The sequence below is a fragment of the Arthrobacter sp. M4 genome (genome assembly GCF_020251205.1).
In the GTDB taxonomy this organism is placed as follows: domain Bacteria; phylum Actinomycetota; class Actinomycetes; order Actinomycetales; family Micrococcaceae; genus Arthrobacter.
In genome coordinates this window covers 129,469-151,341 of record NZ_JAIWYX010000005.1, presented here as the reverse complement: position 1 = coordinate 151,341, position 21,873 = coordinate 129,469, and the positions used below count along the sequence as shown (strand labels likewise).

Genomic DNA, 21,873 nt, shown 5'->3' with positions numbered 1-21,873 from the left:
TCTAGGCGTCGCGCAGGGGCTCGTGTGCCCGGTCCTTGACGGTGCTGACTGCTGCCAGGGTCCCCAGCGCAGTGATGACTGCGTAGAAGGCAGGCATGTAGATGTTCCCGGTGCTGCTGATGAGCCAGGTCATCAGCAGGGGCGCCGTACCACCGAAGATTGCGGAGGAGATGTTGTAGCCAAGCCCGTAGGCGGAATAGCGGACGCGGGTGGGGAACAGCTCAACTATCAGGATGTGGATGACGGCGGTGTGTCCGGCGAAGACAACTGCCATGATGCTGGCGCCGAGGATGGCCAGGCCCATGTTGCCCGTGGCAATGAGTGCGTACGAGGGAATGCCCAGGATAGCCATGGCGATCGCGGAGCCAGCGATTACCTTCTTGCGACCCACCTTGTCGGACAGGGCACCCATGAACGGGATGGCAATGCAGATGGCCACCAGGCTGCAGGCGGTAACAAGCAGAGCCTCACCAATGGAGAAGTTCAACTGCTTGCCCTTGAGGAACGTGGGCATGTAGGAGAACAGGACGTAGTAGCCGGAGCCATTCATTAGGGGAATGAAGAGTGCAAGCAGCATGGCCCGACGGTGTTCAGCCGACTGGAAGGCTTCCTTGAGGGGGTTCTTGGACAGACCGCCCTCTTCCTTGAGCTTCTCGAAGTTCGGAGTATCGCTGATGGCCTTGCGAATGTACCAGCCGATTATGCCCATGGGGATGGCGACCAGGAACGGGATACGCCAGGCGAACGAGCCAAAGCCGCCGCCATCGATCGCTGCCTGGGTCAGCCACGGCGACATGGCGTATGCAACCAGCGTTCCGGTGAGCAGTGCTGCGAAGGAAGCGATCTGCGCGAAGGAAGTGATCACACCGCGCTTCCCCTCGGGAGCGTGCTCGGCGAGGAAGGTCATGGCGCCCGCGGCTTCGCCACCGACGGAGAAACCCTGAAGGAGCCGGAGGAACACAAGGAGGATCGGTGCGGCTATCCCGATGGCAGCGTAGGCCGGCAAAAGCCCGATGCCCGCCGTGGCAATGCTGATGAGCAGGATGACAAAGACAAGTAGCTTTTGCCTGCCGATCCGGTCTCCGAGGTACCCGCAGACCACAGCACCAAGCGGACGGACGAAGAAGGACACGGCATACCCGGCAAATACAAACAGGAGGGCATTGTCAGGGTTGCCCGGGGCGAGGAACACCAGGGCGAGCGTTCCTGCCATAAAGGCAAAGATGCCGTTGTCATAGAGTTCGACGAAGATGCCCACGCAACCCGCCGTGACAACCTTTCGCGTTTGGCGGCCGGTGAGCCGCTCATGCTGCTGCGATGCAGCCTGTGTGGTTGTGGTCATGAAGATTCCTTTACTGAATGGGGCGTCGTGACGCCTAGTGCCTGTGGCGGCAGGTTTTGTTTGGGTTTCAGCCGCAGGCGGCCGCTGCCAGGTCCTGCCAACCAGGTCGGCTTCCGATGCCGAGAAGGTCAAAGACGGTTTGGACGGATTCACGGAGTGTTTCAAGCTGCTGGCGGGACCGGCGATGGGCCGACGTCGCTTCAGCTACAGTGGTCCGCCTGAAGCGGACCTTGTCTCCCGGCCGCGCCTGTGCCAAGATGTCGAGTCCGGTGCTGGTGGCAACGGCCAGGACGGGATAGCCGGCAGTCACGCCGCGCCCCCTGTGAAGAACCAGCAGTTCCTCCCGTGATGGAACTTCGACGGCGCCAACCGGCACGCCGCGCGAAAGGACCTCACCCGTTGAGGTTCTTTCGGGCAGCTGGCCACCCAAACGGAGACCGATGTGGTTGCTCCTTCCGCTGACCGTGTACTCGGAGTTGAAGAGCAGGGCGGCTGAGTCGCCGAACTCCGCAAAGTCCGGACCGTCCGTGACATCAACCAGGAGTGCCGATCCCATGCCAGGGCGTTCCAAGCCCAGACGGAATAGCGGCAGGTCAAAGTACGGCTGCCGAACCGGGTGGACGCTCTTGCGGACGCTCAGCGAAGTCCCCTCGCTGAGCTGCAGGCCGAAACCGATGACCGTATCCGGGGCACAACTGCCAAGCAGGGTGGGCGCCTCAACGGAGCCGTGTATGGCCAGGTAGGCCCGGAGCCCGGTGTGAATGCCTCGAATGGTCACCGTTTCGCCAGCCGACACGGAGACCGGTTCCCATTGGCTACATGGGCGGCCGCCAACGGTAAGAGTCAGCGGAGCGCCAGTCACCGAGATCAGGATGTCCGTGTCCGGCCGCATCCTGAAGTCCAGGGCCGTGATCTCCACCAACGGATCATTGTCCGCGTTCCCCACCAGGATGTTCGCAGCCCGTGCCGAGTATTGGTCCAAGGCGCCGTTAACAGGAAGCCCGAACCGCGGTCCGCGAAAACGCCCAAGGTCCGTCACTACGGATTTGCCGGGCTGCTGGATAGCAATGTGCCCGGTCATGGCCTCGGCTCCAGTTCCCTGCCCGCATAGGCGGCGAAGTCGCCGGCCTCGATTGCGCGGAAGCGAAGGATGTCTCCGGGCTTGTACGGCACCAGCGGTTCCTTTCGCAGGTTGAGGACAGTCAACGGAGTCTGGCCGATGACGCACCAGCCTCCGGGCGCCGACGCCGGTGCGATGACAGCCTGCCGCCCTGCCACCGAAACTGCCCCGGCAGGCACGCTGAGACGCGGATCCTTGAGCCGGGGGACGGGCTTGGGAAACGCCGGACCATCCATCATGGGCGAACCGGCCGGAGCACCCAGGCAGCGAATGGTGTACGTCTTCTCAGAGTGGAGGCGAATCACGTCCGCGGGATCCAGGCCCTGGTATTCGGCAACACGCTCCAAATCCGGCCCATATTCACCGCCGTACACAACCGGAACGTCGAATTCGCGCTGTTCCGTGCTCGAGGCTCCGGTCGCGTCGAGCTCCCGCAGGCCAAGCTGGACGAATGCACGGACCTGGCGAGCCGACACCAGGTAAGGGTCAAACTCCACCAGTACGGAGTCGTACGTTGGAACGGCTCCGTGAATTCCTTCGGCGCCGCAGCCCTCCAGCCAGCCCGCGAGCCGATGGACGGTAAGCCAGTTTTCCTCGCGCTCGTCGGAGATGGCCACGACGCGCAGGGCGGAGTCGCCGGACTCGTAGGTCTCCGTGGAAGCCACGGACAGGGCAGGCATGTCAGGCTGCCTTCCGCTTTGCGTCAAGCACCTCGGCAAGCGGAGCTATGTGTACGCCGGCAGCCACCAGTTCACTCCGAATCAGCCGCGCCAGCTCAACTGCTCCGGGGTTGTCCCCGTGCAGGAGCACAGTGTCGGCAGTGATGTCGATGTCCGAGCCAGTGGCGGTTGCGATCTTCCCTTCGCACACCATACGAACCGTGCGGTCCACGATTTCCGAGGGATTGTGCAGGACAGCGCCGGGCTGGCTGCGGGGAACAAGGGTCCCATCCTCCTGGTAGGCGCGGTCCACGATGCCCACGATCGCGACATCAAGGCCGCGGGAACGGGCCGCACGAGCCAGTTCGCCTTCCTGGGCCACCACAATGAGGTTGGGATCGACGCCGGCGGCTGCTTCCGCTACGGCCTCGCCATAGTCGGCACGGGTGGCGACGAGGTTCCCTAGGCGCCCATGGGGCGCGATGTGTGAGACTTTCGCGCCGTGAAGGGCGGCGAAGGCTGAGAGGGCACCAAGCTGATAGACGACGTCGTTCCTCACCTCGTCCGCGGTGAGGTCCATTGCGCGGCGGCCAAAACCCCTCAGATCGGGGAAGCTGGGGTGGGCGCCGATCCCGACACCCCTGCGGACGCATTCGGCCACCGTCGCGTTCATGATGTCCGGATCGCCGGCGTGGAAACCGCAGGCAATATTGGCGCTAGAAACGATTTCCAGCAATTCACGGTCATCGCCGATGGTGTAGGTGCCGAATCCTTCCCCAAGATCTGCGACGAGATCAATTGTCGGGCTCACGTGCTTCTCTTTTCCTGCTCAGGGATAACGATCTTAAAAGGCACAAATACCAACCAGGGTTTTTGTCGGCAGGTTTTGATTTGCCTGATTTCTTCTACCGGCACTTCTGGCCTCTGTTCAGAATTCTTTCACCGGCCTCTGGCCGGGCACAAAGACCTATTGGATGTCCCGGGATAACCGGTTGTTATGACGTCCACCACGGTGGGCGCCGCCGTCGGGCCTGACCGCATGCCGAAACCCCGCCGGCGCACCCAAGGGCAGCCGGCGGGGCCTGATTCGACAGTTGCTTTAGCGGAGGGCCTTCCTCAGGCCCATGACCCGCTCAACGATCACTACAACCACCAACGAGAAGAGGATCAGGATCACGGACAGCGCGGCGACTGCGGCATCAGCCTGGTTTTCTACGTATCGGAGGACGTTCACAGGGAGCGTCGGCAGCCCTGATTCCGCGACGAACAGCGAGATCACTGCCTCGTCGAAGGAAACGATAAATGCGATGACACCACCGGCAATGACACCCGGCTGGATGATCGGAAGCGTAATCCGACGGAACACAGTCCAGGAATTCGCGCCAAGGATCCGTGCGGCAGCTTCACACGATGTGTCGCTGGTAGCCAGGCTCATCAGCGTGGTTCTAACTACAAACGGAAACGTTATGGCTACGTGTCCAATGACGATTCCAGCATAGGTATTGGTCAGGCGAAGCGGACTGAACAGCAACACGAGCCCAAGTGCCAGGACAATGCTCGGGATAAGCAAAGGCGACAGGAAGAACGACTGGAGGGCGCCCTTGGCCTTGAACTCGAACCGATCCAGCGCCAGCGCGGCGGGCACACCTATGAGCAGCACAATAAGCGTCACAATAGGAGCGACGATCAGGCTGATCCTCAGGCCGTTCATAAAGGTGGTTTCCTTGGGGAGCAATTCATACCACTTGAACGTGAAGCCCTGGGGTGGAAATGACAGGAATTGGTTCGAGTCAAAGGAAACGATAAAAACAATAAGCAGCGGCGCCGAAAGGAAAACGTACATCAGGAAAACGAGGATCCCAAATAGCGGTTTTCCAACCTTGAGTTTTGGCTTGAAAAGAGGTGCCTCAGCCATCACTACCCTCCAATCTTCTTCGTGATCCGCTGGTAAACGGCAATGACTGCGCCGAACAGCACCAGCAGGATCACCGATAGGGCGGCGGCGAAGGGCCAGTTCAGCAGGCCGGTGGTTTGGTCGTAGATCTCAGTGGCCAGTACCTGGACGCTGCCGCCGCCGAGGAGGCGGGGAGTGATGAAGGTGCTGATCGACAAAACAAAGACCATGAGGAACGCCGTCAGGATGCCCGGCAGGCTCAGCGGCAGCGTGACCTTGGTGAAAACCTTGAACTTGTTCGCGCCCAGGGAACCGGCAGCCTCCTCGAGTTGATAGCTCAGACGGCCAAACCCGGAAATCATGGCCAGGATGGCGTAAGGCATAAAGATCTCCACGAGGCCAATGGTCACACCGGTCATGTTGTTGGTCAGTTTGAGCGGTGTATCGATGATGCCCATGCCCTTGAGCGACGAGTTAACAAGCCCGTTGGTCCCCAGGATCACCATCCAGCCGTACGTGCGCACGACGGCCGAGGTCAGCAGCGGGGCAATTGCGATGGCTATGAGAAGGCCCTTGTACTTGCTGGTGGTCCTTGCAAGGAAGAGGGCAACCGGGTAGGAGACCAGCACGCAAAGGATTCCCACAATCACGCCCATCTGGAACGTATCCAGCGTGACGCGCCAGTAGAAGGGGTCGGTCAGGGGCTGGATATAGGTATCCAGCGTGAACGTCTCCACAATGACGCCGTCAGGAGCTCCCTGGTTGAAGGACATCCTGATCATGTACGCCAAAGGCAGGACGAAGCTCACAAAAAGCCCCAGGATGGCTGGCACCAGCAGCGCGATGTAGGTTCGGCGATCCCGTGCGACTTTCGCCTTCTCCAAGGCGCCCGGCTCATGCCCCGGGCGGTCCGCCTGACGTGGCTCGGTCTGGGTAATACTCACGACGCCGGCCCCTGGGGTGTTTTGGGGATGATGTACGCGTCCGCCGCCTCCCAGGACAGGTGCGCGGTATCCCCCTGCCGCGGCATATCAGCACTGGATGTCATCAGCTGGGCATGCAGGAGTCGTTCGCCCGCCCTGACCGAGAAACCAAGGGTGTCTCCGGTGTAGCTCACGCGCTCGATTGTTCCGGTGATGGAGTTGGCGCCAAGCGGGGCGTGCAGCGAGGCCTGCAGGCGCTGCGGCCGGATGACCAGCTCATGCGTTCCTGTAAGCCCCGGGTGGCCCACGGCCCCGAACGTACCAAGACCCTCGATATCTACCTTGTAGTAGCGTTCACCATCAGTCGCGGGACCGTTTTCAGACACAACGTTGGCCGTCAGGAAGTTGGCCTGGCCGATGAAGTTGGCCACGAAGTGGGTGTTCGGCCGTTCGTAGACCTCGGTCGGCGGGCCAAACTGTTCAATAAGCCCGCCGTTCATAACGGCGATCCGGTCCGCCATATCCAGGGCTTCGTCCTGGTCATGGGTCACGAACAGCGTGGTGGCGCCGGTCCGCTGCTGGATGGAGCGAATCTCGGTGCGCATGGTTTCACGAAGCTTCGCGTCCAGGTTGGACAGCGGTTCGTCCAGGAGCAGGAGCGTGGGCTCCACCACCAGGGCGCGGGCCAAGGCGATGCGCTGCTGCTGGCCGCCGGAAAGTTCTCTGACTTTCCGCTTGGCCAGGTGGCCCAGTTGGACCATGTCCAGCGCGGCGGCTACCCGCTTTGCCTGTTCCTTGGCCGGAACCTTCCGCATCTGGAGACCGAAGGCAACGTTCTGCGCAACGTCCATGTGGGGGAAGAGCGCGTAGGACTGGAAGACCATACCCATACCGCGCTTATTCACGGGAGTGTGGGTGATGTCCTTGCCGTCCACAACAATGGAGCCGGAGGTAGGGTCCATGAGCCCCGCCACCATCCTGAGCGTGGTGGTCTTTCCACAGCCCGAGGGGCCGAGGAGGGCCACCAGGTGGCCCTCCTCCACACTCATGTTGAGGCGGTCTACCGCAGGCTCAAGGCCAGGCGCGTAGCGTTTGGTGAGGTCGACAATCGACAACTTTGTGGAATTCACGATGTTAGTTCTCCTGCGGGGACCGCGATGAAAGAGGAGCTACTTGTTGATGATTTGGCGCTTCCAGGTGTCGGTCCACTTGTCGCGCACCGAGGCAAGGAAGGAAACATCCAGCGGGATGATGTTCAGCGAACCATCTGTGGGAACAACGCGGGACTTGACTTCAGCCGGCAGATTCACGTTGGTGACTGAGGGAGCGTAGAAGAGGGCCTTGGCGAAGGCTGTCTGGGCCTCTGCGGATAGCGCGTAGTTGGCGAACGTCTTGGCCGCTGCGGCATTGGGGGCGTTCTTCACCACGTTGACCGTGTTGATCTGGTAGGCCGTGCCCTCCTTGGGGAAGGCAACCCCAATCTTCTTGTTCGTTTGGTCGCTGTAGTACTGGCCGCGGGCGTTCTGGCCCAGGCCCAGGACGGTCTGCCCCGTGATGACGTTCTGGTACTCGTCAGGGTTCGGAGCGAACGTCTGGACGTTCGGTGACAGTTCCTTGAGGCGAGCCGTTGCAGCGTCGATGCTCTTGGTGTAGTCCTCACCCTGCATCTTCGAAGTGATGGCAGTCAGGGTGATGCCAAGCAGCGAAGGCGGGGCGACGACGTTGACCTTGCCGGCATACTGCTTGTCCCACAGGGCGTTCCAGCTCTCGGGAGCCTTCGGGAAGGTAGCAGTGTCATAGACGAGTCCCACGGCGTCAACCATTACAACCGGGCCGTAGCCGTCCTTGTTTTTGAACTTGTCCGGGACGTTCGCCAGATTGGGGATTGCCGTAGCGTCCACCTTGTCGAACAGTCCCTGGTTGTTTCCAGACTCAGAAACAGATTGGTCCATGATGGCGACATCGGTATTCGGGTTGCTCTTCTGTCCCTGCAGTGCACTCAGCATTTCGGCAGAGGAGCGCTTCGAAACGAAGTTGATCTTGATGTCCGGGTACTTCGCCTTGAACGGTTCGATGACGGCCTTGGTGTACTGGTCCTGCCAGACACCCGAATAGGCGATCAGGTTCACTTCACCCGACGTTGCCGCGCCAGTACCCTGAGGAGCGGGGCTGCCGCCACCACAAGCGGTGAGGCCGAGGATTGATGCGGTCACCACCGCAGTGGCTGCGATGCCGGACCGGAGGGAGAATCTCATGGAGCACTCTTTCCTGACTATGAACTAACCGGCTAATCCGCCGGACGGAAATTAGAGTTATTAGTCCAAGAATCTTCAAATGGTCCTTTGGCAGATTATCCATGCCGCTTGATTAATGAAGGTTCGGGATATTCCCAACCAGAAGACTCTTGGCCTCCGGACCCACTAGAATTGCTTGACCAGTAGTGTCCAGAACCTCAAATTATCTGGTGAGTGACCCGCCACACAAAGACGAGTTCTGTGTCCCTACATAGAGTTTGGTTATGGCCCACCGGCACTTCGCACTGTGAGCCGTGAAAGGTAAGGCCTTGGACACACGAAAGCTCGAATACTTCGTGAAAATCGTCGATGCCGGGAGCATCACAAAGGCAGCGGCGGCACTCCACGTCGCACAGCCGGCCCTCAGCCAGCAGGTCTCAGCCTTGGAAAAGGACCTCAAGCAAAGACTGCTCATTCGTAGCAAACAGGGGGTCGAGCCAACGGCCGCCGGCAATACCCTCTATCGCCATGCACAAAGTATCCTCCGCCTTGTAGAACAGGCCCGTCAAGACGTTGCAACGTCTGGTGCCGCACCCTCCGGCCGGGTCTCCATAGCCATTGCGCCGTACAGCATGGCCTCCAGTCTGGCACCGCAGATCGTCCAGGAAGTCGCCAAGAGATACCCTGACATCGTCCTCCACCTGACCGAAATCTTTGGTGGCGTACTCAGCGAATCCATCAAGAACGGCAAGCTGGACATGGCCCTGATCTACGAGCCTGGAGAGATCCGCGGAGTCCGATTCACAACGATGATCGTGGAGGATCTGCACCTCGTAACCCACCCGGACGTGCAAGTCGGGAATGGCCAAACGGTCACCCTGGAGGAAGCGTCAACCCTGGGCTTGTTCCTGCCGGAACGAATTCATACGCTGCGGCAAATCGTGGAGAAGGGATTCCACGACAAGGAGCTGAGCCTGAAGCTTGTCAGCGAAGTTGAATCTGTTCCGTCGCTGATTCGGCTGATCGGGGAGAACCTGGGCGCGGCCATCCTCCCCAAATCCGCAGCTGACGCGCTGTTCCCTGACCAGAATTTCAAGGTGCTGAAGATCGTTGAGCCTGCCTTGCAGAGCAAGATCGCCCTGTGCACGGCCGAGCACGAACCGCTCTCCGAGGCCGCGTCTGCGGTACTGATCCTGATGCGGGAGATGATCAAGAGCCGGCTGCTGACTACATATGGCGGGGCTCCGAAGTAGCTCTGCCCTGAGCCCTGGCATCCATATGATCCGCTTATCCTGGCACGCGACTTTGGTCTTATTCAGCACTGAATTTCGAACCTACCATCGAACTATTAGGTCAATTCGTAAGTTCCACTATTTGTGGGTACGGCATAAGGAAAAGCTGAAAATGAAAAGGATCAATCAGTCCAGCTGGCAGCTGAATGAATCGCGAGGGTCCGTCACCGCCCGGACGGGATTTCACTGCCCTGTGAATGGGCTGTGGAAACCGGTCGAAACAGCTGCCGAACCCCTGTTTGTTTTCGAAGGCAGCATTATGCCGAGCTACGGAGGCAACAGCACGGAGTGGACACTGGTGGCTTCGGGGAGCGGCGCGGCCGCATCGGCCAGCGCTTTGACGTGAACAAGCTATGAAATAGCGTGAACAAGCTATGAAATGACGAGGAAGGGGACCTGGCCGTTAGGCAGGGTCCCTTCCTCGTTCTCCCGGTTCCTGGTGTTCTCCCGGTCCCTGGTTCGGAATAAGCACACCGAAATAAACAGGCCTGAATAAACAGGCCGCAATAAAAGAGGAAGGCGCCCCCTCGAGGGGGCGCCTTCCTCTTTGCTCTTATTCCTCGACCAGGAGTCCCTTGGCCTTCAGCACATCCGTGAGCTTGCAGAGCTCGATGGTTGTACCGCCTGCGTGGTAGGCCTTGATCAGTTCACGCTCTGCGTCATCGCGGGCCTGGCACAGGGCGATGACGTCCTCCGCCTCCTCCTGCCGAACCACCACTACGCCATCTGCGTCCCCGCGCAGGATGTCACCCGGGTACACGATCTCGTCGCCAAAAACGAGCGGGTGGTTGATGGGTCCCAACGTTTCCTTGACCGTGCCCTTGATGCAGATACTTCCGGAGAACACGGGAAGTCCCAGTTCGATCAGGTCCTGTGTGTCGCGCACACCGGAATCGGTGACCATGGCCGCGATCCCCTTGGCGACCATCGCGTTACCAAGGACATCTCCGAAAGTGCCTGCATCGGTGTATTCACCCGCCCCAACCAATACAACGTCACCGCTTTGTGCGTAGTGAATTGCCACCTGCAGCATAAGGTTGTCCTGCGGTGCACACTTGACCGTGACGGCGGGACCGCAGAAGGACATCGAGCGGTCAATCGGCTTGATCCGCGGGCTCAGGGCGCCTTTTCGTCCTTGTGCCTCATGAATGGTTGCCGACGAAAAGGCACCCAGGCGACGGACGACGTCGGGATCTGGGCGGTCAAACTTGGTTTTGACGTGAATCATTTTCTGCATCTTTCTTTCCTGCTTTTTGATCAGAAGGCGGTTAGGACAGGGCGCGAACGGCCTTGTCGATCGCCTCAACTCCGGCGTTGATGGTTTCCAGTGAAGTGGCGAAGGAGATTCGGAAGTAGGGTGCCAGGCCGTACGCGGAGCCAGGAATGACGGCGACGGAAGCCGCATCGAGAAGGTAAAGGACAAAGTCCTGGTCGCTCTGGATCTTGGAGCCACTCGGCGTCGTTTTCCCGATGGCCCCGGAGCAATTCACGTAGGCGTAAAAGGCACCCTCCGGGGTCCTGCAGGACAGGCCGTCAATGGCGTTGAGTCCCGCGACGGCGGCGTCACGCCTGGAGCGGTAAACCTCCACCGACTCGGTGATGAAGCTTTGGTCGCCGGACAGCGCCGCGGCGGCGGCCGCCTGGCTGACCGAAGAAGGGCAAGACGAGATTTGGGACTGGAGTTTGTTGATTGAGGCCACCACGGCGGCCGGGCCCACGGCATAGCCGAGCCGCCAGCCCGTCATGGCATAGGCCTTGGACACGCCATTGACAATCAGGATCCGATCCCGCAGAGCCGGAACGGCGGTGGCGAGGCTTGTGATTCGGCCTTCACCGAAATAGATCTCGTCATAGATCTCGTCAGTGAGTGTGTAAACGTTGGGGTGTTCAAGGAGGACAGCGCCCAACTCTTCAAGCTCCGCGCGGGAGTACACGGCTCCAGTCGGGTTGGAAGGAGCATTCAGGATCAGCCACCTGGTGGCGGGTGTGATCGCGGCTCGCAGCGCCTCAGGGGTGAGTTTGAAGCCTGATTCCTCGCCGCAGGGAACAATCACGGGCGTGCCGTCATTCGCGAGCACCATGTCCGGGTAGGAGACCCAGTAGGGTGCCGGGATGATGACCTCGTCCCCCTCGTTCAGGGAGGCCATAAGCGCCGTATAGATCACCTGCTTGGCACCGCCACCGATGGTGAGTTCCTTGGGCGTGTAACGCAGGCCCGTGCGGCTTTCCACGTAGCTGAGGATGGCTGCCTGCAGCTTGGGGGTTCCGGTGACGGACGTGTACTTCGTTTCACCGGCTTCAATGGCCTCGATCGCCGCCTGCTTGATGTGCTCCGGGGTGTCGAAGTCCGGTTCGCCAACCGTGAGGTCGACGATCTGCCTGCCCTCCGCCTTGAGTTCGCGGACCCGCGCAGCAGCCTGGACGCTGGCTGATTCCTTGATTCGGGTCACTCGCGACGCCGGCTGGTACTCGGGCATGGTCTCCTCCAAGAGCAAGGGCTGTGGGAATTGGGTGGCTTCTCTGAGCCTATGGAAGCAGCCCCCGTCTTGGATAAGACATATTGTGAGTGGACAGATAAGTGCCGCTTATGACACCCCTGACAAAGCATCTGCTTATGGATTCACCGTCATTTGGTATTACCGCGAATCGATGCGGAGGTGAATTAATTCAGGTGGGGAACCATCAACCGTCAGCCAAGCCAAGCCAAGCCAAAAGGAGCGTTGCTATGTACAGCTACCGATCCAGCGCCGGTGGGTCGGAGCTGCGCCGCGGGTCGCGCTTACATTCCGCCTCGCAGCCGGGGAAGGACTCGGAACCCCAGAAGGAAAAGGACAAGCTCTTCAAGGGCCTGGCTCTCCGAAGGCAGTTGATTTCCCAAGTCTCCAGTACGGTGCGAACCCTAACGGCCAGAAGGAACGAGCAGATTGCCCAGGCCCTGGAAGACGGACTGACAGTCGCAAAAATAGCTGCCCTCACCGGAGAGAGCGCGTGGACTATTAGAACAATTGGGCTGTCTTATGAAGGGCTCTTCCCTAGCCGTACCACACGGGACGCGCACCTTAGCGCCATTCAAGCGAGTACAGCCGAACTCTCGGCCGCCGATCGCAAAAGGAAGCTTCTGGAGACACAGCGCGAACGACTGATTGCCAGGGCCTACCAGCTTACCGACGCAGACGTCCTTGATCTGGCAATTGCCAGCGGAATGACTTTAGAGAACGTGCAGAAGACAACGCGCCGGCGCGCCGCGGGGTAGTAGCAATGAAGCGTGCATTGAACATCTCGGACGGAACAGAATGGGACGCCAAGGACTTGGCGGGGGAGGAAGGTCAGTTGCTCAGGCGGCAGAAACCAAGCCTCGTCTGCCTGGGTTGTGGACGGCCGGTTTCCCTCCGCGTGGGCCAGGGTCTTCGCAACCCCTGCTTTGCCGCCCGGCACACAAGCGATTGCGCGCTGGTGAAAGGTTCGTGGACCGCTTTCCGCTACCTGCAATAGACAAGATGACACAAACGCCGAAACACTCGAATGAAAGCAAAACAATGCAAATAGTGCGAACCGTCAGCCTCCCAGATCCAGAACTCCTGGCCAAGCTCCAGCCGATTCCAGAGAACCTGGAAGCCGTTGTGTGGGACATGGTTTCAGAGCCCGGGGACGTGGCACCGGACGGCATTGACGCCGTCGTCCTTCCCTACCTGAACGCGGGCGCCTATATGGGGGCCTTGGCCAAGGTCAAGGACCTGAAGTTCGTGCAGACACAGTCCACCGGCTACGACGGTGTCGCCGAGGCGGCCGGGCCCCACGCGGCGGTGGCAAACGCCGCCGGTGTCCATGCGGCAGCGACGGCGGAGCTCGCCGTCGGGCTTATCCTCGCCAAGCTGCGCGGCATCGATCAGGCGGTCCGCGACCAGCAGCTTCGCTCCTGGCGGCCGGAAAGGCGCCGGTCACTTGCCGACCGGCGTGTGCTGTTGCTGGGAGTCGGTGGGATTGGGCACGAAATCTACCGCCGCCTGGAGCCATTCGAAGTAACCATCACCCGCGTGGGCAGCTCGGCCCGCGAGGACGCCTACGGTACCGTTCACTCCGTTTCAGAGCTTGCAGCCTTGGCGGCAGACCACGATGTGCTGGTCACGGTCCTCCCACTCAGTGACAGCACCAACCAGCTGATCGATGAAAAGATCCTGGCTGCCCTGCCGGACGCTGCCCTGGTGGTCAACGTGGGCCGCGGAGCTGTGGTGGACACCGATGCCTTGACCCGCGAAGTGGTTTCCGGCCGTTTGCACTGCGCCTTGGATGTCGTGGACCCCGAGCCCCTCCCCGAGGACCACGCTCTCTGGGCGGCCAGCAATGCCCTCATTACTCCGCACATCGGAGGTAACGCCTCGGCATTCGAGCCACGAATCATCAAGCTCCTGAAGGAACAGCTGGAAGCCTTGGCCAAGGGACAGACCCCCAAGAACCTGGTGCAGCAGGGGCCTTTCGCATGAGCGCACTCTTTGACCTCACCGGCCGGGTGGCATTGGTGACGGGCTCCAGCCGGGGAATCGGCAACGCCCTTGCCCGTGCCCTTGCAGAGGCGGGAGCCACGGTAGTCCTGAATGGGCTGTCGACCGAAAGGCTGGCGAAAGCTGAGCAGCTGATGTCTGCTGATTTTCCGGAGGGCCGGATCCGCAGCTGCGCATTTGATGTCACTGACGACGAGGCAGCTGCCTACGGGGTCCGCTGGGTGGAGGAGAACGTCGGGCCACTGGATATTTTGGTCAACAACGCCGGAATCCAGCATCGAGTGCCAATGCTGGAACTGGACGTCAAGGACTGGGAACGCGTGGTTTCCACAGACCTCACAAGCGCCTTCCTGGTTGGCCGTGAAGCAGCCCGCCACATGATTCCCCGGGGCCGAGGCAAAATTATCAACATCGCCTCAGTCCAGGCGGATCTGGCCCGCCCAACCATCGCCCCGTATGTTGCGGCCAAGGGTGGGCTCCGAAACCTGACGCGGGCCATGACGGCTGAATGGGCATCTTCCGGTCTGCAGATCAATGCGATCGCTCCGGGATACATCCACACGGAAATGACCCAAAACCTGGTGGACGACGAGGCTTTCAACTCCTGGATCCTGGGCAGGACCCCCGCCAATCGCTGGGGCACCGTCCAGGACCTTGCCGGCCCTGCGGTCTGGCTTGCGTCCAGCGCTTCGGATTTTGTTAACGGCCAGACCATATTCATCGACGGCGGAATGACGGTGGTTGTCTAATGAGCACTACAACGATCCCTACCACTGGACGCGCAGTGGTGGCCCACGGTGCGGGGGATGTTCGCCTTGACGAGGTTCCGCTGCGTCAAGCTGCGGCGGACGAGGTAATCGTAGAAGTGGCCTATGGCGGGATTTGCGGCTCTGACCTCCACTATTGGCTCCATGGCGCCGCCGGGGAGTCCATCCTGAAGGCTCCCATGGTGCTGGGCCACGAGATTTCAGGCGTTGTGGTCCGCGCCGCGGACAATGGCGCGGGTCCCAAAGTGGGTACCGCCGTCGCCGTCCATCCGGCCACACCTGCTCCAGGTGCGGCGAAGTATCCCTTGGACCGTCCGAACCTCTCGCCCGGCTGCACGTATCTGGGCAGCGCAGCACAGTTCCCGCACACTGACGGCGCTTTTAGCCGCTACGTCATCCTTCCGGTTCGTATGCTCCGTGCCCTTCCGGACCAGATCGACCTGCGGACAGCGGCCCTCATCGAGCCAACGAGTGTCGCGTGGCATGCCGTGTCCCGCGCGGGGGACGTGGAGGGCAAGACGGCCCTGGTGATCGGCTGCGGACCCATTGGTGCGCTGACAGTCGCAGTGCTGAAGCGGGCCGGCGCGGCGCGCATTGTGGCGGTTGACATGCATGCAAAGCCCCTGGAAATTGCCAAGGCGGTTGGCGCGGACGAAGTTCTCATGGCCGGCGACGCGGAAGCGATCAAGGCGGTCGAAGCCGATATCGTGGTCGAGTCCTCGGGAAACCACCACGGCCTGGCGTCCGCCATCAGCGGCGCTGCCCGCGGCGGGACGGTTGTCATGGTGGGCCTTCTACCCACCGGACCGCAGCCGGTCCTGATTTCGCTCGCAATCACGCGCGAACTCGAGCTCCGGGGCTCGTTCCGGTTCAACGATGAAATCGACGAAGTCATCTCCGCGCTGGCCGACGGCAGCCTCAACGTGTCCCCGGTGATTACCCACGAGTTCCCGCTGGAACGCGCGATGGAAGGCTTCGAAGTGGCCCGCAATTCGGCGGAGTCCGGAAAGGTGCTCCTCAATTTCGCGTCGGAGGCTTAGGAAGAATTTCATGGGTTGAGCCACGTCACATTACTTGACAGGTCAACTAGTGCTTGGAAAGACTGGGTTTATTGAAGCTTCAATGAATCCAGTCTTTTTGGGCTTCTTAGACCACTGTCCTCAAACGAACGGCGCTTCCATGAACACGTCCACCCTGACCACCACAGCCCTCACCGTCCTGCGCGTCATCGTCGGATTCATTTTCGCAGCGCATGGCTGGCAGAAGATCAACGAATTCACCATCGCGGGTACCCAGGCTGCCTTCACCAAGATGGGAGTCCCGGCCGCGCAACTCGTGGCGCCTATTGTGGCGTTCCTTGAATTGGCCGGCGGCATCGCGCTGATCGCCGGAATCCTGGTCCGCGTCTTCGCCGCCCTGCTGGCCCTGGATATGCTCGGCGCCCTGTTCCTGGTGCACGCTCCCGCTGGCGTTTTCGTGAACGACGGCGGCTACGAATTGGTCCTGCTGCTCGCCGGTGGTGCCGCTGCCCTCGCGCTGACCGGCGCCGGAGCCTTCTCAGCAGACCGGGCCCTCTTCGGACGGACTGCCTCGCCGCTCAAGGTCCTGGCCTAATTCCCAGTCGCTGTATTTTCCCCCACGTGAATACACGAAATTGGCGGGCTGCGCACTGTGAGAATTCCCATGGTGCCCCGCCTTTTGGGCCGTGGATATGATCGCCTCATGAGCGAGCGCCCCTCCCATTCCGTGACCCTTCGCTTCCTGGCAGCCCCCACCGATGTGGGCCACAGCGGATCCGTCGACGCCGGCACCGTCCTTGAGTGGGTGGACAAGGCCGCCTATGCAGCAGCAGTTGGGTGGGCACAGTCGTACTGCGTCACTGCCTACGTGGGAAATATCCACTTTGCAGATCCCGTGAACAGCGGGGACATGGTGGAAGTCGAAGCCACCATCGTCTACACGGGCCGATCCTCGATGCACATCCGCTGCGTTGTTTCTTCCGGTGATCCGAAGGGCGGCGAGGCGACTATGCGCAGCCAGTGCATGGTGATCTTCGTGGCCGTGGGACCCGACGGCAAGCCAATCCCGGTGCCACAATTCGAGCCTTCCACGCCGGACGAGATCGAACAGCGAGAGCATGCATTGGCGCGTATTGAGGTCCGCGACCAAATCGTAAAAGCCATGAAGGAACAGGAATACACGGACGCGGGAACGGCAGAGCGTATAGTCCTGCGCTTTATGGCCGCCCCAACAGACGTGAATTGGGGAGGGAAGGTCCACGGCGGGATTGTGATGAAGTGGATCGACGAGGCCGCGTACGTTTGCGCCTCGCGGTACTGCGGACGGGACACCGTGGCGGTATTCTCGGGCGGCGTCCGCTTCTATAGACCACTCCTGATCGGCCATTTGGTGGAGGTGGAGGCTCGGCTGGTGTACACAGGCCGGAAAGGCATGCACATTGCCGTGCACGTGCGCTCAGGTGACCCTAAGGGGCACCAGATGAACCTGACCACCTACTGCCTCACCGTGATGGTTGCCCGGGATGCGACAGGGACTTCGGTTCCCATCCCACCGTGGACTCCAGTGTCCGATGAAGACCGCCGGCTCCACGCCCATGCCCGCGATCTTCTGGAAATCCGCGGACGCGCCCCGGGCAACCGGCTCCCGGACCACCTGCTTCGCACGGGCGCCAGCGCGGAAGGCTAGGCCGGATCGACCGGGCCCTCATCCAGCAGGGGCCCTCATCCGACGTCGGTCTCTCAGGGCCGCGCTAGAAGCCGCCGCCGCCCGAATCGCCCGCCATATTCGCAAAGCGAGAATAGTGGCCCTGGAACGCCACCACGATGTCCTTGGTGGGGCCGTTACGGTGCTTGGCCACCAGGATGTCCGCCTCCCCGGCACGCGGGGATTCCTTGTCGTAGACGTCTTCGCGGTGCAGCAGGATAACCATGTCCGCGTCCTGCTCGATGGAGCCCGATTCGCGGAGGTCCGAGACCATCGGGCGCTTGTCCTGGCGCTGTTCGGAGCCACGGTTCAGCTGGGAGAGGGCGATCACGGGAACCTGGAGTTCCTTGGCCAGCAGCTTCAAGGCACGGGAGAACTCCGACACTTCCTGCTGGCGTGACTCGACCTTCTTGCCGGAGCTCATCAGCTGCAGGTAGTCCAGCACAACAAGCTTCAAGTCGTGCTGCTGCTTGAGCCGCCTGCACTTGGCCCTGATCTCCATCAGCGACATGTTAGGGCTGTCATCGATGAATAGCGGGGCGTCGTTCATCCGGCCCATGGTGGTGGCGATCTTGGACCACTGCTCGTCCTTGATGGTGCCCTTGCGAAGGTCCTGGAGGCTGATGGTTGCCTCGGCCGACAGCAAGCGCATGGCGATCTCGTTGCGGCCCATTTCCAGGGAGAACATCACGGTGGTGAGATTGTGTTTGATGGCTGCTGAGCGGGCGAAGTCCAAGGCGAACGTCGACTTACCAACGGCCGGGCGGGCCGCAATAACGATCATCTGGCCAGGGTGCAGGCCATGCGTCAGCTCGTCCAGTTCATAGAAGCCCGTCGGCACGCCCACCATGCCTTCACCGCGGTGCCCGGACGCCTCGATTTCGTCGACGGTGGACTCCATAACGTCCTTCAGCGCTACGTAGTCCTCAGCCGTGCGGCGCTCGGCCACAGCGTAGACCTCTGCCTGGGCCTGGTTGACGAGGTCCTCCACCTCGCCGTCCTGGCCGTAGCCGAGCTGGACGATCTTCGTCCCGGCATTAACCAGGCGGCGGAGCACAGCCCGTTCGGCAACGATCTCCGCGTAGTAGCCTGCGTTCGCTGCCGTGGGTACGGTCTGGATCAATTCATGGAGGTAAGCCGGACCACCGATGCGATTGATATCGCCACGCTTGGTCAGTTCATCCGAGACGGTGACGGCGTCCGCTGGTTCGCCCCGGCCGTAGAGGTCTATGATGGCCTCGTAGATGGTTTCATGCGCGGGCCGGTAAAAGTCGTGTCCGCGGACAATCTCCACTACGTCCGCAATGGCGTCCTTGGACAGCATCATGCCGCCCAGGACCGACTGTTCGGCGGCAACGTCTTGGGGAGGCTTTCGGCTGCCTTCCGAGCTGCGAGTCCCCTCGATCGCATCCAGGTGCGTTACTGACAAAGCCGTCCTCCAAGGTCTACCTCAATGCCTCCAGGCAGGGGAGGCCGAAGCCACCTGCCGGGGTGCCGTGCCGTCCACACGTGGCCCGAATACGGCGGAGCGCCGCCGATGCTCAAGGAGTACCAGCAGCCACCCACATTTTTGGGTTCACACAGTTTCCACATGTTATCCACAGGCACACTTATTAGGTGGCTGATGGAGAGGTGATTGCTACGCAAATTGCCCTTTGGGGGGCTCCCAAAAATTGGTTCTCAGCAACGGTAGCGCCCCTTTTCAGCCCTGCAAAGCTGAGTTCCCACGGCCCATGTGGATAAGCTGTGGAATACATGCCCCACCTTGTGCACAGCCTGTGGGCAAATCTGTGGAAACAAAAAATCTTTGCTTCAGAAGTAGCCTATGACCTGCGAAAACGTTATTCACGAGCTGTGAATTAAAGAAACTTTTCCACAGCGATCATCCACAGCCGGGCTCGTCAGCCAAGTCCCAGGAAGCTCTCGGGTGGGCTCCAATGGGGATAAAACATGCCCATTTTGTGATGTGCGCCACGATAAGTATTCCGAACTGGCAGTCTGCTCTCGCAGAGACATGGAGCCGTCGGAATATGCTGTGGATAACTTCGATCTGGATTAAGCTCTAGTCATAGGGCTAAAACGTCCGCCACCTTCACCTAGATCGGCTCAGAAAATGGAAAGCCTCCTGGTCCCATTCGTCATCCTGCTTGTGGTGATTGTGGGCGTGCTGCTGATCAGCAGGACCCTTAGCCGCAGGATCGCCGCCACCAAGGACAAACCAACTGCGTCGTCCCAGGGCAAGGACCCGGCAGAACTGGCGCGCGATTCCGCTGCCAAGCTCAGTGAAGATCAACACCGTCAGCTCTATTCCCTCATTGCCCAGGGTCAGGCGATGGCCGCGATCAAGCTGTACCTGCAGGCAACAGGAGAAGGACTTCGCGCTTCGCGGGATGCCGTGGCAGCGCTGGCAGCCCATCCACAGCCATTCAAGGAGCCAGAGCCGTCCCCCCAGGATCTTTTGGATGACGATGACGAACCCGAACACTTTCCATATCGCTACCGCGCAATTGTCAGCAAAGGCGATGTCACACGGGAAGTCAGCAGCAACATGCTGAACGACGAAATCTATGGACGAATCAGGACCTTGGCCAAGAGTGGAGACATAGAAGGTGCCGCGCTGGCACTGACCAAACATTCCGACATCACCATGAAGCAGGCCCGCGAATTCCTCGAATTGCTTGAGGACTAAGCCAGCGGGCCCTTGGCCGGGATTAGCGGCCCCCTGAAATCCCGGCCAGCAGCTGTTCGAACGGCAACGAAACCTCGGGAGCCTTTCGACCAGGCTGTGGGCCGTCCAGCAGTTGCACCAGTTCGCCGGCTGCTTGGTCGACGCGGGCAGACAGCGAGGTGCCGCCGTCGCCATTTCCCCAGTCCTGGGGACCAGCGAAAACAGCGGTGGACGTCATCCTGGTGCGCAGATAGCTGAAAAGGGGTCGCATAGCGTGGTCAAGCATCAGTTGGTGCCTGTCCGAACCGCCTGTTGCCCCCAGAAGGACGGCTTTGCCGTCCAATGACTTGGGATCCAGCACGTCGATGAAGGACTTGAACAGTCCGCTATAAGAGGCGCTGAAGACCGGGGTCACGGCAATGATGCCGTCTGACTGCTCGACGTCGGAAATCACCTCAGCGAGCCGGGGAGCCGCATAGCCGGTAACGAAGTTATTGGCAATGTCGACCGCCAGGTCGCGCAGCTCTACGACCTCGACCACCGCGTTATAGCCGGCTGCCGTTAGTTCCCGTTCGGTGGCGGCGGCCAGCTGGTCTGCAAGCAGCCGGCTCGACGACGGCACGCCCAGTCCTGCTGAGAGTACGGTGATGCGGCGGGTTTCCATTACGGGCTCCTCGGTTCCTCTGGTCGAATCCAGTTTTACATGCATTTGCATCTATTCGAACGGCGGAGTGCGTCCGTTTATTCCGCGCTGTGGCTCTGCCACACTACGGATATGGCCGAGAACAAAACCGTGCCCACAGGCGCCAGCGTCGAGGAGTTCCTGTCCAGCGTCGAACATCCTGGTCGCAAGGCGGACAGCTTTGAGCTGCTTCGCCTGATGACCGACACCACGGGCCAGACCGCTGTTATGTGGGGCCCCAGCATCGTTGGCTTTGGGAGTTATCACTACAAGGGCGCCAGCGGCCGGGAGGGTGACTATCTCGCCGTCGGATTTTCCCCACGCAAGGGCGAGCTGGCCCTCTATGGCCTGATCTACGGCCCCGATGCTGAACGGCTGCTGCCCGAACTCGGGAAGCATAAGACCGGCGTCGGCTGCCTGTATATCAAAAGGCTCGACGACGTCGATCCGGCCGTTTTGGAGCAACTGGTCCGCACCGGCTACAACTACATCATGCAGGAACTCGACACCACCAAAGACTGAGCGCTCTAAGCATCCAGTCCCTGCATTATGGGCAGAGCAAAGGCCCCCGATTCCGGCAACAGAATCGGGGGCCTTTGACGCAGCTGGAGGCTACTTGCTGGCGACGACCTCGAGGTCGATCACAGCGGTAACGTCCTCGTGCAGGCGCACGCTGGCCTGGTAGGAACCCAGAGCCTTGATGTGGCCCGGCAGTTCGATGCTGCGCTTGTCGATGGCGCCGAGACCGGCAGCCTCAACAGCAGCAGCAACGTCGGCCGGCTTGACCGTGCCGAAGAGACGACCGGACTCGCCGGCCTTCACCTCGAGCTTGACAGCCTTGGAGGACAGTGCAGCAGCCTGGGCCTGGGCAGCTTCGACAGAGGCGTGAGCACGGGCAGCCTTGGCAGCCTTGATGGACTCAACCTGCTTCTCGCCACCACGGGTCCAGGTCAAGGCGAAACCGCGGGGCAGCAGGAAGTTACGGGCGTAACCGTCCTTGACCTCGACAACATCGCCAGCGGTACCGAGACCGCTAACCTCTTGGGTCAGAATGAGCTTTGCCATGTTC

At 60.8% G+C, this 21,873-nt stretch carries 22 protein-coding genes; 9 read left to right on the top strand and 13 right to left on the bottom strand.

Annotated features, from left to right (window positions below):
• Position 1 precedes the first annotated feature (1 nt).
• The 8 genes from LD110_RS10785 to LD110_RS10750 all read right to left on the bottom strand — a co-directional run bounded on the left by LD110_RS10785 (position 2) and on the right by LD110_RS10750 (position 8,193).
• The gene (locus tag LD110_RS10785) at positions 2–1,342 is read right to left on the bottom strand and encodes an MFS transporter (protein ID WP_225498804.1); all 1,341 of its coding nucleotides are present in this window, start codon (positions 1,340–1,342) and stop codon (positions 2–4) included.
• A 67-nt stretch (positions 1,343–1,409) separates the two neighbouring features.
• Positions 1,410–2,423 carry a biotin-dependent carboxyltransferase family protein gene (locus LD110_RS10780; protein ID WP_225498803.1) on the bottom strand — a complete coding sequence of 338 codons (1,014 nt, stop codon included), beginning with the start codon at positions 2,421–2,423 and terminating at the stop codon, positions 1,410–1,412.
• Positions 2,420–3,142 carry an allophanate hydrolase subunit 1 gene (locus LD110_RS10775; protein WP_225498802.1) on the bottom strand — a complete coding sequence of 241 codons (723 nt, stop codon included), beginning with the start codon at positions 3,140–3,142 and terminating at the stop codon, positions 2,420–2,422. Before LD110_RS10775 ends, LD110_RS10780 begins: the two co-directional genes overlap by 4 nt.
• Before the next feature lies 1 nt (position 3,143).
• Positions 3,144–3,932: a LamB/YcsF family protein gene (locus tag LD110_RS10770; RefSeq protein WP_225498801.1), complete on the bottom strand. Its 789-nt coding sequence runs from the start codon at positions 3,930–3,932 to the stop codon at positions 3,144–3,146.
• Between the two features lie 288 nt (positions 3,933–4,220).
• Entirely contained in the window at positions 4,221–5,036 is an 816-nt protein-coding gene (locus tag LD110_RS10765) for an ABC transporter permease (RefSeq protein ID WP_225498800.1), read from the bottom strand.
• Positions 5,037–5,038: 2 nt separating this feature from the next.
• Positions 5,039–5,959, bottom strand: coding sequence for an ABC transporter permease (locus tag LD110_RS10760; protein WP_225498799.1), 921 nt, complete (start codon positions 5,957–5,959; stop codon positions 5,039–5,041).
• Positions 5,956–7,068 carry an ABC transporter ATP-binding protein gene (locus LD110_RS10755; protein ID WP_225498798.1) on the bottom strand — a complete coding sequence of 371 codons (1,113 nt, stop codon included), beginning with the start codon at positions 7,066–7,068 and terminating at the stop codon, positions 5,956–5,958. Before LD110_RS10755 ends, LD110_RS10760 begins: the two co-directional genes overlap by 4 nt.
• A gap of 39 nt (positions 7,069–7,107) precedes the next feature.
• Positions 7,108–8,193, bottom strand: coding sequence for an extracellular solute-binding protein (locus tag LD110_RS10750; protein WP_225498797.1), 1,086 nt, complete (start codon positions 8,191–8,193; stop codon positions 7,108–7,110).
• Positions 8,194–8,501: 308 nt separating this feature from the next.
• Here LD110_RS10750 and LD110_RS10745 point away from each other — a divergent pair, with 308 nt between their 5' ends.
• On the top strand, positions 8,502–9,425 hold the full coding sequence (locus tag LD110_RS10745; protein ID WP_225498796.1) for a LysR substrate-binding domain-containing protein: 924 nt from the start codon (positions 8,502–8,504) through the stop codon (positions 9,423–9,425).
• Positions 9,426–10,017: 592 nt separating this feature from the next.
• Here the strand turns inward: LD110_RS10745 and LD110_RS10740 are convergent.
• Both LD110_RS10740 and LD110_RS10735 read right to left on the bottom strand, forming a co-directional pair.
• A complete protein-coding gene (locus tag LD110_RS10740) occupies positions 10,018–10,701 on the bottom strand; it encodes a 4-carboxy-4-hydroxy-2-oxoadipate aldolase/oxaloacetate decarboxylase (RefSeq protein WP_263855121.1) in 684 nt (227 codons plus the stop codon).
• A gap of 31 nt (positions 10,702–10,732) precedes the next feature.
• Positions 10,733–11,941, bottom strand: coding sequence for an aspartate transaminase (locus LD110_RS10735; RefSeq protein ID WP_225498795.1), 1,209 nt, complete (start codon positions 11,939–11,941; stop codon positions 10,733–10,735).
• A gap of 248 nt (positions 11,942–12,189) precedes the next feature.
• Between LD110_RS10735 and LD110_RS10730 the strand changes: the two genes are divergently transcribed.
• The 6 genes from LD110_RS10730 (at position 12,190) to LD110_RS10705 (ending at position 17,436) form a co-directional block, all read left to right on the top strand.
• On the top strand, positions 12,190–12,717 hold the full coding sequence (locus LD110_RS10730; RefSeq protein ID WP_225498794.1) for a hypothetical protein: 528 nt from the start codon (positions 12,190–12,192) through the stop codon (positions 12,715–12,717).
• 283 nt (positions 12,718–13,000) lie between these two features.
• Positions 13,001–13,945: a 2-hydroxyacid dehydrogenase gene (locus LD110_RS10725; protein WP_225498793.1), complete on the top strand. Its 945-nt coding sequence runs from the start codon at positions 13,001–13,003 to the stop codon at positions 13,943–13,945.
• The gene (locus LD110_RS10720) at positions 13,942–14,712 is read left to right on the top strand and encodes an SDR family oxidoreductase (protein ID WP_225498792.1); all 771 of its coding nucleotides are present in this window, start codon (positions 13,942–13,944) and stop codon (positions 14,710–14,712) included. Before LD110_RS10725 ends, LD110_RS10720 begins: the two co-directional genes overlap by 4 nt.
• On the top strand, positions 14,712–15,770 hold the full coding sequence (locus LD110_RS10715; protein WP_225498791.1) for an L-idonate 5-dehydrogenase: 1,059 nt from the start codon (positions 14,712–14,714) through the stop codon (positions 15,768–15,770). The genes LD110_RS10720 and LD110_RS10715 overlap by 1 nt, the downstream gene beginning before the upstream one ends.
• A 139-nt stretch (positions 15,771–15,909) precedes the next feature.
• The gene (locus tag LD110_RS10710; protein WP_225498790.1) at positions 15,910–16,344 is read left to right on the top strand and encodes a DoxX family protein; all 435 of its coding nucleotides are present in this window, start codon (positions 15,910–15,912) and stop codon (positions 16,342–16,344) included.
• Positions 16,345–16,452: 108 nt separating this feature from the next.
• Positions 16,453–17,436: an acyl-CoA thioesterase gene (locus LD110_RS10705; protein WP_225498789.1), complete on the top strand. Its 984-nt coding sequence runs from the start codon at positions 16,453–16,455 to the stop codon at positions 17,434–17,436.
• A 64-nt stretch (positions 17,437–17,500) separates the two neighbouring features.
• Here LD110_RS10705 and dnaB read toward each other — a convergent pair whose 3' ends face one another.
• The gene (gene dnaB / locus LD110_RS10700; RefSeq protein WP_225498788.1) at positions 17,501–18,883 is read right to left on the bottom strand and encodes a replicative DNA helicase; all 1,383 of its coding nucleotides are present in this window, start codon (positions 18,881–18,883) and stop codon (positions 17,501–17,503) included.
• Between the two features lie 684 nt (positions 18,884–19,567).
• Here dnaB and LD110_RS10695 point away from each other — a divergent pair.
• Positions 19,568–20,143, top strand: a complete 576-nt coding sequence (locus tag LD110_RS10695; RefSeq protein WP_225498787.1) for a hypothetical protein — start codon at positions 19,568–19,570, stop codon at positions 20,141–20,143.
• Positions 20,144–20,165: 22 nt separating this feature from the next.
• On the opposite strand, the gene LD110_RS10690 is transcribed toward LD110_RS10695, so the two are convergent.
• Positions 20,166–20,786 carry an FMN reductase gene (locus LD110_RS10690; RefSeq protein WP_225498786.1) on the bottom strand — a complete coding sequence of 207 codons (621 nt, stop codon included), beginning with the start codon at positions 20,784–20,786 and terminating at the stop codon, positions 20,166–20,168.
• A gap of 111 nt (positions 20,787–20,897) precedes the next feature.
• Here LD110_RS10690 and LD110_RS10685 point away from each other — a divergent pair, with 111 nt between their 5' ends.
• On the top strand, positions 20,898–21,326 hold the full coding sequence (locus LD110_RS10685) for a DUF1801 domain-containing protein (protein ID WP_225498785.1): 429 nt from the start codon (positions 20,898–20,900) through the stop codon (positions 21,324–21,326).
• A gap of 90 nt (positions 21,327–21,416) precedes the next feature.
• Here LD110_RS10685 and rplI read toward each other — a convergent pair whose 3' ends face one another.
• The gene (gene rplI, locus LD110_RS10680) at positions 21,417–21,869 is read right to left on the bottom strand and encodes a 50S ribosomal protein L9 (protein ID WP_225498784.1); all 453 of its coding nucleotides are present in this window, start codon (positions 21,867–21,869) and stop codon (positions 21,417–21,419) included.
• Positions 21,870–21,873 lie beyond the last annotated feature (4 nt).

Coding starts and splice junctions, on each gene's coding strand:
- LD110_RS10785 (WP_225498804.1), bottom strand. CDS start 1,342: ATGACCACAACCACACAGGCTGCATCGCAGCAGCATGAGCGGCTCACC.
- LD110_RS10780 (WP_225498803.1), bottom strand. CDS start 2,423: ATGACCGGGCACATTGCTATCCAGCAGCCCGGCAAATCCGTAGTGACG.
- LD110_RS10775 (WP_225498802.1), bottom strand. CDS start 3,142: ATGCCTGCCCTGTCCGTGGCTTCCACGGAGACCTACGAGTCCGGCGAC.
- LD110_RS10765 (WP_225498800.1), bottom strand. CDS start 5,036: ATGGCTGAGGCACCTCTTTTCAAGCCAAAACTCAAGGTTGGAAAACCG.
- LD110_RS10750 (WP_225498797.1), bottom strand. CDS start 8,193: ATGAGATTCTCCCTCCGGTCCGGCATCGCAGCCACTGCGGTGGTGACC.
- LD110_RS10740 (WP_263855121.1), bottom strand. CDS start 10,701: ATGCAGAAAATGATTCACGTCAAAACCAAGTTTGACCGCCCAGATCCC.
- LD110_RS10735 (WP_225498795.1), bottom strand. CDS start 11,941: ATGCCCGAGTACCAGCCGGCGTCGCGAGTGACCCGAATCAAGGAATCA.
- LD110_RS10730 (WP_225498794.1), top strand. CDS start 12,190: ATGTACAGCTACCGATCCAGCGCCGGTGGGTCGGAGCTGCGCCGCGGG.
- LD110_RS10725 (WP_225498793.1), top strand. CDS start 13,001: ATGCAAATAGTGCGAACCGTCAGCCTCCCAGATCCAGAACTCCTGGCC.
- LD110_RS10720 (WP_225498792.1), top strand. CDS start 13,942: ATGAGCGCACTCTTTGACCTCACCGGCCGGGTGGCATTGGTGACGGGC.
- LD110_RS10715 (WP_225498791.1), top strand. CDS start 14,712: ATGAGCACTACAACGATCCCTACCACTGGACGCGCAGTGGTGGCCCAC.
- LD110_RS10710 (WP_225498790.1), top strand. CDS start 15,910: ATGAACACGTCCACCCTGACCACCACAGCCCTCACCGTCCTGCGCGTC.
- LD110_RS10705 (WP_225498789.1), top strand. CDS start 16,453: ATGAGCGAGCGCCCCTCCCATTCCGTGACCCTTCGCTTCCTGGCAGCC.
- LD110_RS10695 (WP_225498787.1), top strand. CDS start 19,568: ATGGAAAGCCTCCTGGTCCCATTCGTCATCCTGCTTGTGGTGATTGTG.
- LD110_RS10690 (WP_225498786.1), bottom strand. CDS start 20,786: ATGGAAACCCGCCGCATCACCGTACTCTCAGCAGGACTGGGCGTGCCG.
- LD110_RS10685 (WP_225498785.1), top strand. CDS start 20,898: ATGGCCGAGAACAAAACCGTGCCCACAGGCGCCAGCGTCGAGGAGTTC.
- rplI (WP_225498784.1), bottom strand. CDS start 21,869: ATGGCAAAGCTCATTCTGACCCAAGAGGTTAGCGGTCTCGGTACCGCT.